The organism is Streptomyces sp. NBC_01481, assembly GCF_026339995.1.
Taxonomy (GTDB): domain Bacteria; phylum Actinomycetota; class Actinomycetes; order Streptomycetales; family Streptomycetaceae; genus Streptomyces.
In genome coordinates this window covers 21443-37220 of record NZ_JAPEPT010000007.1, presented here as the reverse complement: position 1 = coordinate 37220, position 15778 = coordinate 21443, and the positions used below count along the sequence as shown (strand labels likewise).

Annotated in this window: 11 protein-coding genes; 3 read left to right on the top strand and 8 right to left on the bottom strand. The window is 71.0% G+C overall.

Annotated features, from left to right (window positions below; all coding sequences use genetic code 11):
- Window positions 1–174 precede the first annotated feature (174 nt).
- Window positions 175–3003, bottom strand: coding sequence for a bifunctional diguanylate cyclase/phosphodiesterase (locus OOK40_RS32070; RefSeq protein WP_266488620.1), 2829 nt, complete (start codon window positions 3001–3003; stop codon window positions 175–177).
- Between the two features lie 349 nt (window positions 3004–3352).
- The gene (locus OOK40_RS32065) at window positions 3353–4303 is read right to left on the bottom strand and encodes a 2-hydroxyacid dehydrogenase (protein WP_266488618.1); all 951 of its coding nucleotides are present in this window, start codon (window positions 4301–4303) and stop codon (window positions 3353–3355) included.
- A gap of 81 nt (window positions 4304–4384) precedes the next feature.
- Between OOK40_RS32065 and OOK40_RS32060 the strand changes: the two genes are divergently transcribed.
- A complete protein-coding gene (locus OOK40_RS32060) occupies window positions 4385–5383 on the top strand; it encodes an aldo/keto reductase (protein ID WP_266488617.1) in 999 nt (332 codons plus the stop codon).
- A 111-nt stretch (window positions 5384–5494) separates the two neighbouring features.
- Complete coding sequence (locus tag OOK40_RS32055; RefSeq protein WP_266488616.1) at window positions 5495–6643, top strand: sorbosone dehydrogenase family protein; 1149 nt, start codon at window positions 5495–5497, stop codon at window positions 6641–6643.
- Between the two features lie 66 nt (window positions 6644–6709).
- On the opposite strand, the gene OOK40_RS32050 is transcribed toward OOK40_RS32055, so the two are convergent.
- The 3 genes from OOK40_RS32050 to OOK40_RS32040 all read right to left on the bottom strand — a co-directional run bounded on the left by OOK40_RS32050 (window position 6710) and on the right by OOK40_RS32040 (window position 10954).
- The gene (locus OOK40_RS32050; protein WP_266489275.1) at window positions 6710–9763 is read right to left on the bottom strand and encodes a helix-turn-helix transcriptional regulator; all 3054 of its coding nucleotides are present in this window, start codon (window positions 9761–9763) and stop codon (window positions 6710–6712) included.
- Window positions 9764–9830: 67 nt separating this feature from the next.
- Window positions 9831–10004: a hypothetical protein gene (locus tag OOK40_RS32045; RefSeq protein WP_266488615.1), complete on the bottom strand. Its 174-nt coding sequence runs from the start codon at window positions 10002–10004 to the stop codon at window positions 9831–9833.
- Window positions 10005–10171: 167 nt separating this feature from the next.
- Window positions 10172–10954, bottom strand: a complete 783-nt coding sequence (locus tag OOK40_RS32040; RefSeq protein ID WP_266488614.1) for a GNAT family N-acetyltransferase — start codon at window positions 10952–10954, stop codon at window positions 10172–10174.
- Window positions 10955–11115: 161 nt separating this feature from the next.
- On the opposite strand from OOK40_RS32040, the gene OOK40_RS32035 reads away from it, so the two are divergent.
- Window positions 11116–12099: an IS481 family transposase gene (locus OOK40_RS32035; RefSeq protein ID WP_266486907.1), complete on the top strand. Its 984-nt coding sequence runs from the start codon at window positions 11116–11118 to the stop codon at window positions 12097–12099.
- Between the two features lie 170 nt (window positions 12100–12269).
- On the opposite strand, the gene OOK40_RS32030 is transcribed toward OOK40_RS32035, so the two are convergent.
- The 3 genes from OOK40_RS32030 to OOK40_RS32020 form a co-directional block, all read right to left on the bottom strand.
- Entirely contained in the window at window positions 12270–12839 is a 570-nt protein-coding gene (locus OOK40_RS32030) for a hypothetical protein (protein WP_266488613.1), read from the bottom strand.
- A 66-nt stretch (window positions 12840–12905) separates the two neighbouring features.
- Window positions 12906–13481 carry a GNAT family N-acetyltransferase gene (locus OOK40_RS32025; protein WP_266488611.1) on the bottom strand — a complete coding sequence of 192 codons (576 nt, stop codon included), beginning with the start codon at window positions 13479–13481 and terminating at the stop codon, window positions 12906–12908.
- A gap of 25 nt (window positions 13482–13506) precedes the next feature.
- Entirely contained in the window at window positions 13507–15711 is a 2205-nt protein-coding gene (locus OOK40_RS32020; RefSeq protein WP_266488609.1) for an MMPL family transporter, read from the bottom strand.
- Window positions 15712–15778: the final 67 nt, after the last annotated feature.

The window sequence follows — 15778 nt, the reverse complement described above, 5'->3', positions numbered from 1 at the left end:
GGTTTGGGGTGTTCCAGTGCAACAAAAAACCCCTCGTGCCATGTGGCAAGCGAGGGGAGCGCGTCGGGAGGGGTCTGCAGGGTTTTCATGAGGCCCTGCTCAGCCGACGCGCTTTCCAAGTACGAGAATTCGGGTGCGCATGGCACTGACCCTCTCCCCGGCGCACTGTCAGTGTCAAGTGGGTGGGACGCGCGTCTCACTATTTGAGCCATTGCGGGCAGGGAACGCGCCACCCGTCAGCGCGGGCAGGGCGATTCCGCCGGGCACCGGGAACTCGCCGCGGACCAGGGCGCGGCGCAGCCGGTACTCGTCCAGTGCTCCGGAGAATGCCATGCCCTGGCCGTGCGTACACCCCATGGCGCGCAGGGCGAGCACCTGCTCCGGCACATCGACGCCGTCCGCCACGGACTGCATGCCGAGATCGCAGGCGATCCGCAGCAGCCCCGCGGTGATCTTGTGCAGCCGCGCGGACTCGACGACACCCTCCACCAGACCCCTGTCCAGTTTCAGTACGTCCACGGGGAGCCTGCGCAGTGCGTTGATTGCGGCGTAGCCGCTGCCGATGCCGTCCAGCGCGATCCGTACGCCGAGTCTGCGCAGCGCGACCAGACGCTGCTCCAGATCGTCGAAGGAGATCCGCGGATCGCTGTCGGCGAGCTCGATGATCAGGGCGCCCGACGGCAGCCCGTGCCGGGTGAGCAGGGCCTCGATGGAGCCGAGCGGCAGCGACTTGTCCAGCAGCCGTGGAGCCGAGAGCCGGACGGACACGGGCACCCGGTGGCCCAGCCTGCCGCGCTCGGCGGCCTGCTCCACGGCTTCCTCGAGCAGCCAGCGGCCGAGTTCGGCGGTGCGGATGCCCTCCTGGGTCTCCGCAGCGGCGTCCGCGACCCGCAGGAACTCGGCGGGCGTGAACAGGATCCCCTGGGCCGAGCGCCAGCGGGCCTGGGCGGCCACGGCGGCGACGCGCCCGGTGGCGAGGCTCACCACGGGCTGGTGCAGCAGCGCGAACTCGCCCTCGTGCAGGGCGCTGCGCAGCCGTGCGGCCAGCTCGCTGCGCCGTACCACCTCGGCCTGCATCTGCGGGGCGTACAGCTCGACCCGGTCCTTGCCCGCCGCCTTGGCGCGGTACATGGCGAGGTCGGCGTTGCGCATCAGGTCGGTGGGTGTGATGCCCGGCTCGGCGAAGGCCACCCCGATGGAGGCGGCCACCCGCACTTCGCTGCCGTCGATGCGGTACGGCTGGGAGAGGGTCAGGCGCAGCCGGTCGGCGATCTCCCGCACCTGGTACTCACGGGCCGACGCGTCGCGGGAGCCGTCGCCGACGATGAGGGCGGCGAACTCGTCGCCGCCGAGCCGGGCGGCCGTGTCCCCAGTACGTACCGAATCCTGGAGGCGGCGGGCCGCCTGGATCAGCAGCTCGTCGCCCGCCTGGTGGCCCAGGCGGTCGTTGACCCCCTTGAAGCCGTCGAGGTCGATGAAGAGCACGGCGGTGCCCGAGTCGCCCGCGCGGCGGCCGGTGAGCGCCTGGCGGACGCGCTCGGTGAACAGCGCACGGTTGGGCAGGTCGGTGAGCGGGTCGTGCTCGGCGTTGTGCTGCAACTGCGCCTGGAGACGGACCCGTTCGGTGACATCCCGGCTGTTGAAGATCAGGCCGCCCTGGTGGCGGTTGACCGTGGACTCCACATTGAGCCAGTCGCCGGTGCCGGACCTGAAGCGGCACTCGATCCGGGTGGTGGGCTCCTGGGCGGGAGGAGCGGCCAGAAACCGGCGCACTTCGCGGACCACCCGGCCGAGATCCTCCGGGTGGATGAGACAGGCCAGCTCGGATCCGATGAGCTCCTCCGCCTCGCGGCCGTAGACACCGGCGGCGGCCGGGCTGACATAGCGCAGAATCCCGGTGGGAGCGGCGATCATGATGACATCGCTCGATCCCTGCACCAGCGAGCGGAAGTGGTTCTCCTTCTGGGCCAGTTCATGGGTCAGGGCGATGTTGTCCAGGAGCATGATGCCCTGGCGGACGACGAGTGCGAGGACGACGGTGCAGCCGGTGAGGACGACGACCCGGTCCACACGGCGGCCCTCGATGACGTTGTAGAGGATCCCGAGGGTGCACACGGCGGCCGCGAGATACGGCGTGAGGGCGGCCAGCGAGCCCGCGACGGGGCGGCTGGGGTGGCGCGGGCCGCGCGGCGGGCGCGTCGCCTCGACCGGACGGCGGGCGCCCCAGGGGGCGTATGCCAGCAGCAGCGAACCGGCGAACCACCCGGCGTCGAGGAGCTGGCCCGAGCGGTAGCTGTCCTGCAGCAGCTGCGAGGTGAACAGCGCATCGCACAGGACGGTCAGGGCGAGCGCGGCGATGGCGGTGTTCACCGCGGCGCGGTTGGCGGCCGGGCGCCGGAAGTGCAGCGCGAGCACCATGCTGACCAGCACGATGTCGAGCAGCGGATAGGCGAGCGCGAGGGCGGCGGGAGCCACGCTCTCGCCCTGCACGTGTGCGGTGTGGGCGAGCGCGAGACTCCACGACAGGGTCAGCAGCGAGCCGCCGATCAGCCAGGCGTCCAGCGCGAGACAGACCCAGCCGGCTCTGGTGACCGGTCGCTTGGCGAGGACGAGGAGGCCGACGATGGCCGGCGGTGCGAAGCAGAGGAAGAACAGATCGGCGATGGAGGGGCTCGGTACCTCCTGGTGCAGCACGACCTCGTACCACCCCCAGACGGCGTTGCCGCCGGAGGCCATCGCGGAGGAGAGCGCGAACAGCAGCCAGGCGGGCCGAAACCGGCCCTTCCCCGGGCGGGCGTAGAGAAGGCAGGAGACGGCGGCGATCAGGGCCGCTGCGCTCAGCCCGAAGTCGCCCATGATCAGAGCGACTTCGGGCGAGCCCCAGCCGAAGGCGGCGCCCACGCCGTACCCGGTGCAGACCCCGGCGAGGAGGAGCCGGGGCAGCAGTCCCGTGCCGCCGCCGGGAACCGTCTGCCGCTCCAGGAGCGCACTCGGGGCGCTCACCGGGCTGCCCCGGGGAGCACCGCCGTCTGCCTGACCGTCGCCGGTTCGACCGGCGCCGTATCGGGTCTGTCCTCAGGAGCGTGCGGGGGTCGCCGTCGGCAATCCTGCCGCGTCGGATCGTCTCTCCAGTGGCCGTGCATCACCCGTCGCCCCCCTCAAAGTCTGATCGGCACTCAGGTCGCGTTGCAGCACCGCCCCTTGCTTGGTGCAGCCCCCAGGTCGGGACGATACACCAGGATGGTCACTCAGGGACATAGGTCCTCTACTCTCCGTGACGATCAGCGTCATGAACGGCACGCGGCGCATTCGAGTGACTTCACAGAGTGCCCGAAGTGGACGGCCCAGGCAGCTATTCGGTGGTGAACACCACGTTGCGAACCGGCTCGCCCGCGGCGAATCGCGTGAGTTGTCCGGCGAGCAGCCGCTTGGCGCGCGGCATGAACGCCGAGGTGGAGCCGCCCACATGGGGGCTGATGAGCACACCCGGGGCGTGCCACAGGGGGTGCCCCGCAGGCAGCGGCTCCGGGTCGGTGACATCCAGCGCGGCGGTGATGCGTCCGCGCTCCACCTCGGCGAGCAGCGCCTTGGTGTCGACAACCGGGCCGCGCGCGACGTTGACCAGCAGCGCACCATCCTTCATCCGGGCCAGGAAACCGGCGTTCGCGAGGCCCTTCGTCTGCTCGGTGAGCGGGGTGGAAAGGATCACAATGTCTGCTTCGGGCAGCAAAGCGGGCAGATCGGCGAGTGCGCGCACTTCGCCGCGCTCCGTAGTGCGGGCAGAGCGCGCGACGCGCGCCACCCGCGCGCACTCGAACGGCGCGAGCCGGTCCTCGATCGCGGCACCGATCGACCCGTAGCCCACGATGAGCACCGACTTGTCGGCGAGCGCCGGATAGAAGCCCGCGCGCCATTCCTCCTTGTCCTGGCCGCGCACGAAACCGGGGAGGCCGCGCAGGGAGGCAAGGATCAGGGCGAGGGTGAGCTCGGCCGTCGAGGCTTCATGGACGCCCTTGGCATTGCACAGGCGTACGCCGGAGGGAAGCGAGCCCAGTCCCGGCTCCACATGGTCTATCCCGGCGGAGAGGGTCTGGACGACGCGTACGGACGTCATCGCGGCCAGCGGACGGACCGCGATCTCCATGCCCTTCATGTACGGGACAGCGTAGAAGGCGCAGTCGGAGGGGTCGGCGGGAAAGTCCGGACCGCCGTCCCAGAACCGGTATCTGAGGCCCGAGTCCGAGGGGTCGGGAAGTCCCTCGATCTCGTCGGCCGGAATCGGGAGCCACACGTCTGCAGTCATGGTCAGGAGGCTATGCGAAGGGCCGCGCTCCGCATTGGTTAGTTTGGTCGGCCGGACGGGCCTGAGGAGGGGTACGGGCAGGTGGAGCGCAGGACAATCGGTGCGGCGGCGCTCGAAGTGGGTGCGATCGGGCTCGGCTGTATGCCGATGAGCTGGGCGTACACCGGCTCGCAACAGCGCGGGGACCGCTCGCTGCGTACGGTGCACGCCGCACTCGACGCCGGCTCCAGCCTGCTGGACACGGCCGACATGTACGGGCCTTTCACCAATGAGCTGCTGATCGGCCGCGTGCTCAAGGAGCGGCGACGGGACGCGTTCGTGTCGACGAAGGTCGGGCTGCTCGTCGGCGATCAGCATGTGGTCGCCAACGGGCGGCCGGGGTATGTGAGGCGGGCTTGTGACGCCTCGCTGCGACGGCTCCAGACGGATGTGATCGACCTCTATCAGCTCCACCGGGCGGATCCGGAGATTCCGGTCGAGGAGACCTGGGGCGCGATGGCGGAGCTGGTGAGCGCGGGGAAGGTACGGGCGCTGGGGCTGTGCGCGGTGGGAGCGCGCGCCTCGCGGCGCGGCCGGGCGGACCTGTACGACGGAACGATCCGCCAGCTGGAGCGGGTGCAACAGGTGTTCCCGGTGAGCGCGGTACAGGCGGAGCTCTCGGTGTGGTCGCCCGAGGCGCTGGAGCGGCTGCTGCCGTGGTGCGAGGCGCGGGGGGTCGGCTTTGTGGCGGCGATGCCGCTGGGCAACGGCTTCCTGACCGGGACGCTCACTCCCGGCCATGGCTTCGAGCCGGACGACGTGCGGGCGCGGCACCCGCGGTTCACGGCCGAGATGATGGCGGCGAACCAGCCGGTCGTGGCGGGGCTGCGGCGGATCGCGGAGCGGCACGGCGGGGGCACGACTCCGGCACGGGTGGCGCTGGCGTGGGTGCTGGCACAGGGACGGCATGTGGTGGCCGTGCCGGGGGCGAAACGGGAGGAGTGGGCCATGGAGAACGCGGGTGCGGCGGGGCTGGAGCTCACCGGGCGGGATGTGGCTGAGATGGCGGGACTGCCACGGGCGAGGGGATCCTGGGACTGAGTGCAACGCAATGTTCCGGTGATCGGGAACCTATGAGGCGGCTGCGGTGTAAGAACAGTAGTCAGGCAGCCGACAGCCGTCGAAGGGATCAGACCTGTGCAACGTCCTGCTGTGACCGCCGTGTTGGCCGCTGCCGCGCTTCTGCTCGCGGCCGGGTGCTCGTCCGGTGACGACAAGGCACCGGCGGGCCGGACGGGGGCGGCATCGGCACCGGCTGCCCCCTCGTCCGGCGCGGGCGGCTCGCCGAGCCCCACGAGCCCGCCCGCGAAGGGCTCGGTGAAGGTGGTTTCCACACTGACCCAGGGCCTGAAGTCTCCATGGGGCGTTGCCCCGCTGGCCGACGGCGATCTGCTGGTCGCCTCTCGCGACGAGGGGACGATCACCCGGGTCGACTCGGAGAGCGGCAAACAGACTCAGATCGGCTCTGTGCCGGGAGTCTCGCCGGGCGGTGAGGGCGGGCTGCTGGGCCTGGCCGTCTCCCCGTCGTTCGCCTCCGACCACCAGGTGTACGCGTACTTCACCACCGAGTCGGACAACCGCATCGCGCGCATGCTGTACGACGAACAAAAACCGGCCGGTCAGCAACTGGGCGCGCCGGACACGATCTTGAGGGGCATCCCCAAGGGCAGCATCCACAACGGCGGGCGGATCGCGTTCGGCCCGGACAAGATGCTCTACGCGGGCACGGGCGAGACGGGTGACATGTCGCTCGCCCAGGACAGGAAGTCGCTGGGCGGCAAGATCCTTCGGATGACCCCGGACGGTCGGCCGGTCCACGGCAATCCCGAGGCCGACTCCATCGTCTACTCCTGGGGCCACCGCAACGTGCAGGGGCTCGCCTGGGACTCCGACAAGCGGCTGTGGGCGGCGGAGTTCGGCCAGAACACCTGGGACGAGCTCAATCTGATCGAGCCGGGAAAGAACTACGGCTGGCCGGAGGTGGAGGGCAAGGGCAGCAAGCCCGGCTTCGTGGACCCCGTGGCCCAGTGGCGGACGGCGGACGCGTCGCCGAGCGGCATCGCGTACGCCGAGGGCTCGATCTGGATGGCCTCGCTGAGGGGCGAGCGGCTCTGGCGCATCCCGCTGGCGGGCACGAAGCCGTCGGCGCAGCCCCAGTCGTTCCTGCAGGGGACGTACGGCCGACTGCGCACGGTCGTCTCGGTGGGTGGCGCGAAGCTCTGGCTCGTGACGAGCGAGACGGACAACCGGGGCACACCCGAGCCGGGCGACGACAAGATCCTCCAGCTGGAGGTGAAGTAGGGCCCGTCCGGCGTTTGAGGACATGCGCATACGGGGTCGGGCCCCCCAAGCAGGCGCCTCCGCGCGTCACGCCGACGCCGCCACGCCCCCCACGTCCGGAGGCGGGAACAGCCGCAGCCGGTGCGCCAGCGCCGCCGCCTCGCCGCGGCCCGAGACGCCCAGTTTCGCCAGAATGTTGGAGACATGGACACTCGCCGTCTTGGGCGAGATGAACAGCTCCTCGGCGATCTGACGGTTGCTGCGGCCCGCCGCGACCAGCCGCAGAACGTCCTCCTCGCGGCGGGTCAGCCCCAGCGCCGACCCTGGGGGCAGCGCGGCCGGAGTCGGCGGGGACGGCTCGTCCGTCAGGGAGACGCGGGCCCGTTGCGCGAGCAGCGCGATGTCCTCGGACAGCGGCCGCGCCCCCAGCTCGCGGGCCGTCGCCGCGGCCTGCCGGAGCAGATCCGTGGCCTGTGCCCGGTGGGACTGGAGCAGGGCTTCCGCCCAGCGGTGGCGGACCCTCGCCAGGTCGTACGGCCGCTCCAGCGCCTCGAAGGCCGTCGCGGCCTCGGCCCAGTCGAGGGCCGTGTCCTCGCCACCGGCGCGCAGCAGTTCGGCCCGGGTCCAGCGCTCGTGAGCCATCCAGACGGGCACCGCGGTGGCCATGGACCTGGCCGCCTTGCGGATCCGGTCGAGCGCCTCGGCGCGGCCGGGCTCCGCCGCGGGCAGCCCGCGGGTGTCCGCCTCCAGCGCGGCCGCGGCCCGCAGCAGCGGCCAGCCGTACCGCTGGGTGCCCGGCGGGAAGCCCGCCGTCGCGGCCCGCTCGAACTCCGCCCGGGCGTCCAGCACACGCCCCTGCGCGGCGGCAATGCTCAGTGCCAGCGTGTGCATCGGTATCGAGCTCTGCGGCATCGGGTCGTGCGGCCCGAAGTGCTCGCGCGCCGCCTGAACATACTCGTCCGCCTTCGCCGCGTCGCCCCGCTCCAGGGCCAGAGCGGCACACTTGAACGCGGCGAATCCCCGCGGCTTGGGGCTCAGCGCGATCCGCGCCGCCCGGCCCGCCACCTCGGCCGTATCGGTCCAGCGCCCCAGTGAGAAATACGATTCGGCCAGGTTGTTCAGGACCCAGGCCTCGGTGTCCAACAGGCCATACTTACGGGAGAGTTCGACCCCTTCGCTGAGGACTTCCACGGACGCCCGCGAGCGGCCGATGCCCTCCAGCACAGACGGCAGATTCACATGGGTGCGCCCCACCAGTGAGGCCGTGCCGAGGGCGACGACCCGCTCCTTGACCGCGTACATCTCCGCGAGCCCGGCCTCGACCTGGCCCGCGTCGACCATGAGGCTGCCGAGGATGAGCCGGGCGCGCAGTTCGTTGTCCTCCTCGCCGACCATGCGCGCGTATTGCACCGCGCGCTCGGCCGTCGCCAGGCTCCCAGGCCCGGGATCGTGCACCATGCCCCAGCCCGCCGCCTCCGCGAGCACCTGCGCGTGGACTGCCGACGGCGGCAGTCCGCGCACCAGTTCCTGCGCTTCGGCGAGCTCCGCCCAACCGTCGCCGCGGCCGAGTGCGGAGGCCAGCAGGGAGCGCTGGAGGGTGAACCAGGCGGTGCGCAGCGGATCGTCCTCCGCCTCCGCCAGCCGCTGGCCCCGCTTGGCGATCTTCAGCGCGCGTTCGCGTTCACCGCTGAGCCGGCCCGCGACGGACGCCTCGGCCATCAGGTCGAGGAAGCGCAGCGGTGTGGTGGCGGGGTCGCAGCCGCAGGGAGGGTACGCCTCGGCGTAGTCCACGGGCCGCAGCGCCGCCCGCACCTCGTCCGGAGCGGTGTCCCACAGTTCCATCGCCCGCCCCAGCAGGCTGAGTTGCTCGGCGTAGGCATGCCGCCGCCTGGCCTCGACCGAGGCGCTGAGCACGGCCGGAAGGGCCTTGGCGGGGTCGTGTGCCTGGTACCAGTAGCTGGCGAGCCGCGTGGCCCGCTCCGCGTCCCGTACGAGGGAGGGATTGGCCTCCAGCGCCTGCGCGTACCGCAGGTTGAGCCGGGAGCGCTCGCCGGGCAGCAGGTCGTCGCTGACGGCCTCGCGCGCGAGGGAGTGCCGGAAGCGGTAGCCGTCCCCGTCGGGCGTGGCCTGCAGGATGTTCGCGCCAACCGCGGCCCGCAGCGCCTCGATGAGGTCGTCCTCGCCCATCCGGGCCACGGCGAGCAGCAGACCGTACTCCACGGTCGAGCCGCCCTCGGCGACGATCCGTGCGATCCGCTGGGCGTCCTCCGGCAGTGCCTCGACGCGTACAAGAAGGATGTCGCGCAGGGAGTCCGACAGGCCCGTGAGGCAGTCCTCGACGATGCTGCAGGCGAGCTCCTCGACGAAGAAAGCATTGCCGTCCGAGCGCTCGAAGACCCGGTCCACCAGGGCCGGTTCGGGCTCGGTGGCCAGGATTCCGGCCATCTGGCGGTGCACCTCGCCGCGGTTGAAGCGGGTCAGCTCTACGCGCTGCACGGTGCGCATCCGGTCGAGCTCGGCAAGGAAGGGCCGCAGCGGATGGCGCCGGTGGACGTCGTCGGAGCGATAGGTCGCGATCACGACGAGCCTGCCGCGGCGCAGCGTACGGAAGAGATACGCGAGCAGGTGGCGGGTGGAGGCGTCGGCCCAGTGCATGTCCTCCAGGACGAGGACGACCGTGCGGTCGGCGGCGACGCGCTCGAGGAGACGCGCGGTGAGCTCGAAGAGGCGGGCCGTGCTCTCTTCGTCGTGCCGGATGTGGGCCGCCGGCGCTTCCCCCAGCTCGGGCAGCAGCCGCGCCAGCTCGTCCTCCTGCCCGGCCGCGGCCGCCGCCAGCTCCTTGGGCAGCTGACGGTGGAGCGCGCGCAGGGCGGTCGAGAACGGCGCGAACGGAAGCCCGTCCGCGCCGATCTCGACACATCCCCCGACCGCGACGACGGCCTGGCGCCGGCACGCCTCGGTGAGCAGCTCCTCGACGAGCCGGGTCTTGCCGACCCCGGCCTCACCACCGATGAGCAGCGCCTGCGGCTCGCCCGCGGAACCCGTGGCGGCGCGGGTGAGCGCGTCGCCGAGCACGGTCAATTCACCGGCACGGCCTACGAACACGGGGCTGACGGACCTGGTCTCCACGCTGCCGAGCATCGCACAGCCCTCTGACAACGCGGCACCGTTGATCGGGACGACCGTCATCACGCGCGGCCACGCCTCATCACGCGGCGCGCTCGTAGCGGGTGCTGTCGTGACTCACCCGGCCCTCCCCCGTGTCCTTGGCGGACCGTCTGGCGGCGCGGCGGGCCTTGCGCACCTGCCGGACGAGGCGCGCGGTCTCGGCCTCACGCAGCAGATCGGCCAGCCGGAGCTCCTGCATCTCGTACTCGAACATGTCGTACTCCCTGGTTGCGAGTTGTCTCGGCGTCTTGCGATGCCTCAACTTTCGTCTCCCAGGGGGGTCCGCCACATCGGGAAGGTTCCGCATCTCGGCGGCGGCGGGGTCCTTAGACGTGCCCAGGTAGGCAAGTCCGCGGCCTAAGGCCCCTGCCGGCGGGGGCCTCAGGGCTTCGGGCCACTGCTCGTCGACGTCTCGTAGACGTACGGAGTGGTGGTGCTCAGCGCGGCGAAGCCGAGCCGCTGCAGGATGGGACGGCTCTGGTCGGAGGCGTCGACCTGAAGGAAGCGGTAGCCGTTCGCGGCGGCGATACGGGCCCGGTGGGCGATCAGTGCCCGGTAGATGCCGCGGCCCCGCCAGGCGGCCACGGTGCCGCCGCCCCACAGACTGGCGAAACCGGTGCCCGGGTGGAGCTCCATGCGGGCCCCGCAGACCGGACGGTCAGCGGCCATCGCGACGGTCATGAGGACGGTGTCCGGGGTCTGCGCAAGCTGGGTGAGGAGCTGCTCACGCAGCCGGGCGCCGCTGGTACCGAAGGCCTGCTCGTGCACGTCCACCAGCAGTTCCACGCCCGCCGCGTCGGTGACCGCCTCCAGCCGGATGCCGTCCGGGAGTTGGACGCCGGTGGGCAGATCGGCGATCTCGGCGACCATCACCGTCTCCTCGGGCTCGGGCGTGAAGCCCGCGGCCCGCAGCCGGGTGCCCAGGTCGTCCGGCTGGTCGTACCCGTACAGCTTCCACTCGAAGTCACGCCCCAGGGCGGTGAAGTACCGCACCTGCCGGGCGATCGCCGCGTCGGCCGTGGCCGGGTCCAGGCCGGACCAGACGATGCCGTTCCAGTCGCCCTCGGCGCCGACCTGCCGGACCACGTCGCCGATCCGTTCGCCCCCGTCTGCGTGTTGTCGCATCCGGCGGTCGAACAGGGTGAGCACGTCGGCGTGATCCATCCGCTCATTGCAGCACCGCGCGGAAGGAGGCACCAACGAGTTTTCGGGGCTCCCTAGGTGTATTGATCACGAGCGTTGTTAACAGTGGTGGGTCTTGATCATGGCGAAGACCTCCGGTGTGGTGGAGGTGTCTAGGCTCCACACCACGCACGGAGGTCTTCGTGTCCCACCGTAATGCCCGGCTGACTGTCTTCGGGAGGCGGCTGCTGGTCGAACGTGTCCTGGCTGGCAGTCCGGTTGCTCATGTGGCGGCCGAGATGGGTGTCTCGCGGCCGACCGCTCACAAGTGGATGCGTCGGTGGCGGACGGAGGGCGAGGCGGGTCTGCACGACCGCTCCAGCCGGCCGCATACGACCCCGCACCGCACAGCGCCCGAGGTGGAGGCCCGTGTCTGTGAGCTGCGGCAGGCCCGCAAGCTGGGCCCGGCCCGCATCGGCCCCATCATCGGGCTACCCGCCTCTACCGTGCACCGCATCCTGACCCGGCACGGCTTGCACCGGCTGGCCTGGCTGGACCGGCCGACCGGCGAGCCGATCCGCCGCTACGAGCGGGCCCGGCCGGGTGAGCTGGTCCATGTCGACATCAAGAAGCTCGGCAACATCCCCGACGGCGGAGGGTGGCGCACGGTCGGCAGGGCAGCCGGCGACCGCAACCGGCAGGCCGCCACCGACCAGCGCAAGAGCTGCAAGCCGGTGATCGGCTACAGCTACATCCACTCCGCCGTCGACGACCACTCCCGCCTCGCCTACAGCGAGGTCCTGGCCGACGAGCGCAAGGAGACCGCCGTGGCCTTCTGGCAGCGGGCCCACGCCTTCTTCACCGGCCACGGCATCACCGTCGAACGGGTGCTGACCGACAACGGCTCCTGCTACAAGTCGTTTCTCTGGCGGGACACCCTGTCCGCAGCAGGGATCGCGCACAAGCGCATCCGGCCCTACCGGCCGCAGACCAATGGCAAGGTCGAACGCTTCAACCGCACCCTGCTCGACGAATGGGCCTACCTGCGGCCCTACACCAGCAACACCGAACGGACCGCAGCCCTGGCAGACTTCCTCCACACCTACAACCACCACCGCTGCCACACCGCACTCGAAGGCAAGCCACCCATCAGCCGCGTAAACAACCCTGCAGGCCAATACACCTAGGGAGTGTCTTCAAAGTAGCGTCGTCCGCCCGAAGGGCGGGCCCGGCGGCGTCTGGTGCGTGCGATCGCAAGGCGGAGGAAGGAGTCCATGCGGAGCATCGGCGACTGACGACAACGCGGCGAGCGTGCGTGCCAGGCGTCGCCGGGCAGACGGGACTTTGAAGACACGACCTAGGAGCCGGTGGTGGGCAGTGACAGGAGGAGATCGAAGTACATCCCGGCGGAGACGATCATCCCCAGGACGCCCAGTGCCACTCCGGCCACGGCGAACGCACGTACCCAGCCAGCCTTCTGCGGCACGGCCAGCACGGCCACGCCGACGATCAGGGCGAGCAGCGCGAAGACGCCGTTGACCAGGGCGGTGGTGTGCCAGGCGTCGCCATAGACCGCGGCGATCTGCTGGGCGGGGGTGCCGCCCTGCGAGGTCTTGATCTGGCCGATCAGGGTCTGGCGCTCGGCGGCGACCTTCCCGACCCAGGTGCCGCTGAGCGCGACGACGCCGAGACCGGCGGCCACCACGGCCGCGGCGGCGGCTGCGATGCCGGACGAAGCACGCGGAGTGTCCTCGGCGTCCTCGGTCTCGGCGCCCTCCGTCTCGTCGTCGAGGGCCTGGGCCTCGGACGTGGCGTCGGCGTCGGTCCCGACCGGCTCGGCGGCCGCGCCGTCGCCCTCGTCCTTCACCACGGTCGAGGTGGTCGCCTCGGTCGGTTCGGTGGTCTTTTTGGTCTCGGTGGAGTTCATGCGCCGCACGCTAGGCGGCCTGTCTGAGAGTCCCCTTAACGAGTCCCCTCAACGACGAGAGGCGCTCTATCGAGGGGAGGCCGCGTCGGCCGCCCGCAGCTCCCGCCACTGGGGCGCCAGCACGGACCAGACCTCCATGTCGTGCCGTACGCCCCGGTACGGATAGGCCTCCCGCAGCACCCCGTCGCGCGTCATCCCCAGCCGCTGCGCCACCTTGAGGCTCGCCGTGTTCCCGGCCGCGGCCATCCACTCGACGCGGTGCATCCCCCGCTCCAGTACCGCCCAGTCGATCAACACGCGTACGGCACGGGTGACCAGACCGCGGCCCGCCCCTGAGGGCTCCAGCCAGCAGCCGACCTCGCAGTACTCCAGGGCGGTGTCGAAGACCCGGAAGAGGACCCCGCCGACGAGGGTCCCGTCCAGCCAGATCCCGTAGATCCGGCCGCCGTCGGCGGCCTGCTTCTCAGCGTGCGACTGGAGGAAGCCGCGCGCCGATTCGATGTCGGTCGCGGCGGCCGCAAGGCCGATGTACTGGCCGATGAATTCCCGTCCGCGGTCGATGTGGGCCAGGAACTCCTCGGCCCGCCACGGCTCCAGGGGGCGCAGTTCCGCTCCGTCGTCGCCCAGGGATATCGCGAACATCGTTTTCCTCCGGCCCGTTGACGCCCTACGGCACGAGCTGGGATTCCTCGCTCGCGCGCTGCCCAGGGATCTTCGCATGGACGCGGCACTCGGGCGGTTCGATGCTGATGCGGGGCAGCCTGCGGTCGAGCCAGCGTGGCAGCCACCAGTTCGCGCCGCCCAGCATGTGCATCAGGGCGGGCACCAGGAGCGTACGCAGCACGAAGGCGTCCAGCGCGACCGCCGCCGCGAGCGCTATGCCGAACATCGCTATGACCCGCTCGCCGCTGAGCACGAAGGCGAGGAAGACCGAAATCATGATCACGGCCGCGGAGTTGATCACCCGGCTGGTCTCGGCGAGGCCGACCCGAACCGCCCGGCGGTTGTCGCCGGTCTCCAGCCACTCCTCGTACATCCGGCTCACCAGGAAGACCTGGTAGTCCATCGAGAGCCCGAAGAGCACCGAGACCATGATCACCGGCAGGAAGGGCTCGATCGGGCCGGCCCGTCCGAGCCCGAGCAGCTCGCTGCCCCAGCCCCACTGGAAGATCGCGACGACGATCCCGAAGGAGGAGGCGACGGCGGCCACATTCATCAGGGCGGCCTTGAGCGGGATACCGATCGAGCGGAAGGCCAGCAGCAGGAGCAGACAGCCGAGGGCGATGACGACACCGACGAAGAGAGGGAGCTTGCCGATGATGATCTCGGCGAAGTCGTCGTAGCTCGCCGTCACCCCGCCGACGTGGACCTGCAGCGATGTGCCGTCCGTCGCGGTGGGCAGGACGTCGTCGCGCAGCCGGTCGACGAGCTCGCTGGTCGCCTTCGACTGGGGCGCCGAGTCCGGTACGGCGGTGAGCACCGCCGTGTCGCCGCTGCCGTTGTACGTCACCGGACCGACGGACTCGATGCCCTTGGCGCCTCGCAGGGCGTCGGGCAGCTTGTCCATCGCCAGCCGGTCGTCGGCGCCGTCGAGATGCGCGACCAAGGTGAGGGGGCCGTTGACGCCGGGGCCGAAGCCTTCGGCGAGCTGGTCGTAGGCCTGGCGGGTGGTGGAGGTGGCGGCGCCGTTGCCCTGGTCGGAGGTGCCGAGGTGGAGCGAGAACGTCGGCAGGGCAAGCACCAGCATGACCACCGCGGCGACGGCTCCGAGCAGTTTCGGATGGCGTTCGACGAAGGCGGACCAGCGGGCGGCGAAGCCGGTCGGCAGCTCGGGCTGCGGGCCGTGTTCGGCGAGCCGGCGCCGTTCGCGCCTGCTGAGGGCCCGCATACCGATGAACGACAGCAGTGCGGGCAGCAGCGTCACCGAGGCCGCCACGGTGAGGACGACGGTCAGACAGGCAGCGATCGCGACGCCGTTGAGGAAGCTGAGCTGCAGGATGAGCATGCCGAGCAGGGCGATACAGACGGTGGCGCCCGCGAAGACGACGGCACGGCCGGTGGTGCGTACCGCCTCCCGGGCCGCTTCGGCCACCGGCAGTCCGCGCCGCAGTCCCTTGCGGTGTCTGGTCACGATGAACAGCGCGTAGTCGATGCCGACGCCGAGCCCGATGAGCATGCCGAGCATCGGGGCGAAGTCGGCGACGCTCATCACATGCCCGAGCAGCACGGTGCCCGCATAGGCGGTGCCGACCGAGACGAGCGCGGTGGCTATGGGGAGCAGGCTGGCGGCGAGCGAGCCGAAGGCGAGGAAGAGGACGACGGCGGCGACGACCACGCCGACGATCTCGGCCACATGGGCCGTGGACGCTTCGGTGAGCGCGATGGCGCTGCCGCCGAGCTCGACCTGGAGCCCGCCGGTCTCGGCCGCCTTCGCGGTGGCGACGACCGCCTCGGCCTGCGCCTCGGGGATGGCGTCGGCCTGCTGGTCGAAGGTGACGGTGGCGAAGGCGGTGTGCCCGTCCGCGCTGGTCTGGCCGATGCCCTCGTTGCCGTACGGGCTGGTGACGGAGGCGACCCCGTCGAGCCCCGCGACCTTGTCGAGCATCTGGGAGACGGGCTGCTGGACGCCCGCGGCGCGGACGCTTCCGGTGTCCGTGTGCCAGACGATGGCGTCGCTGTCGCCGCCCTGGCCGTGGAAGCCCTCCTGCAGGAGGGCGGTGGCACGGCCGGACTCGGTGCCCGGGACTTCGTAGTCGTTGGAGTAAGCGGTGCCCGCGACGCCCGCGGCGACTGCGACGCCGACGAAAGCCAGCAGCCAGAGCACTACTGCTACGAGTCGGTGCGTGATGCACCACCGTGCGATTGCTGCCAACGGACTGCTCCCTGGGTGGTTCGTGGATCTTTGATCGGGAACAGCCCGCAAAGAACTCATGACCAAC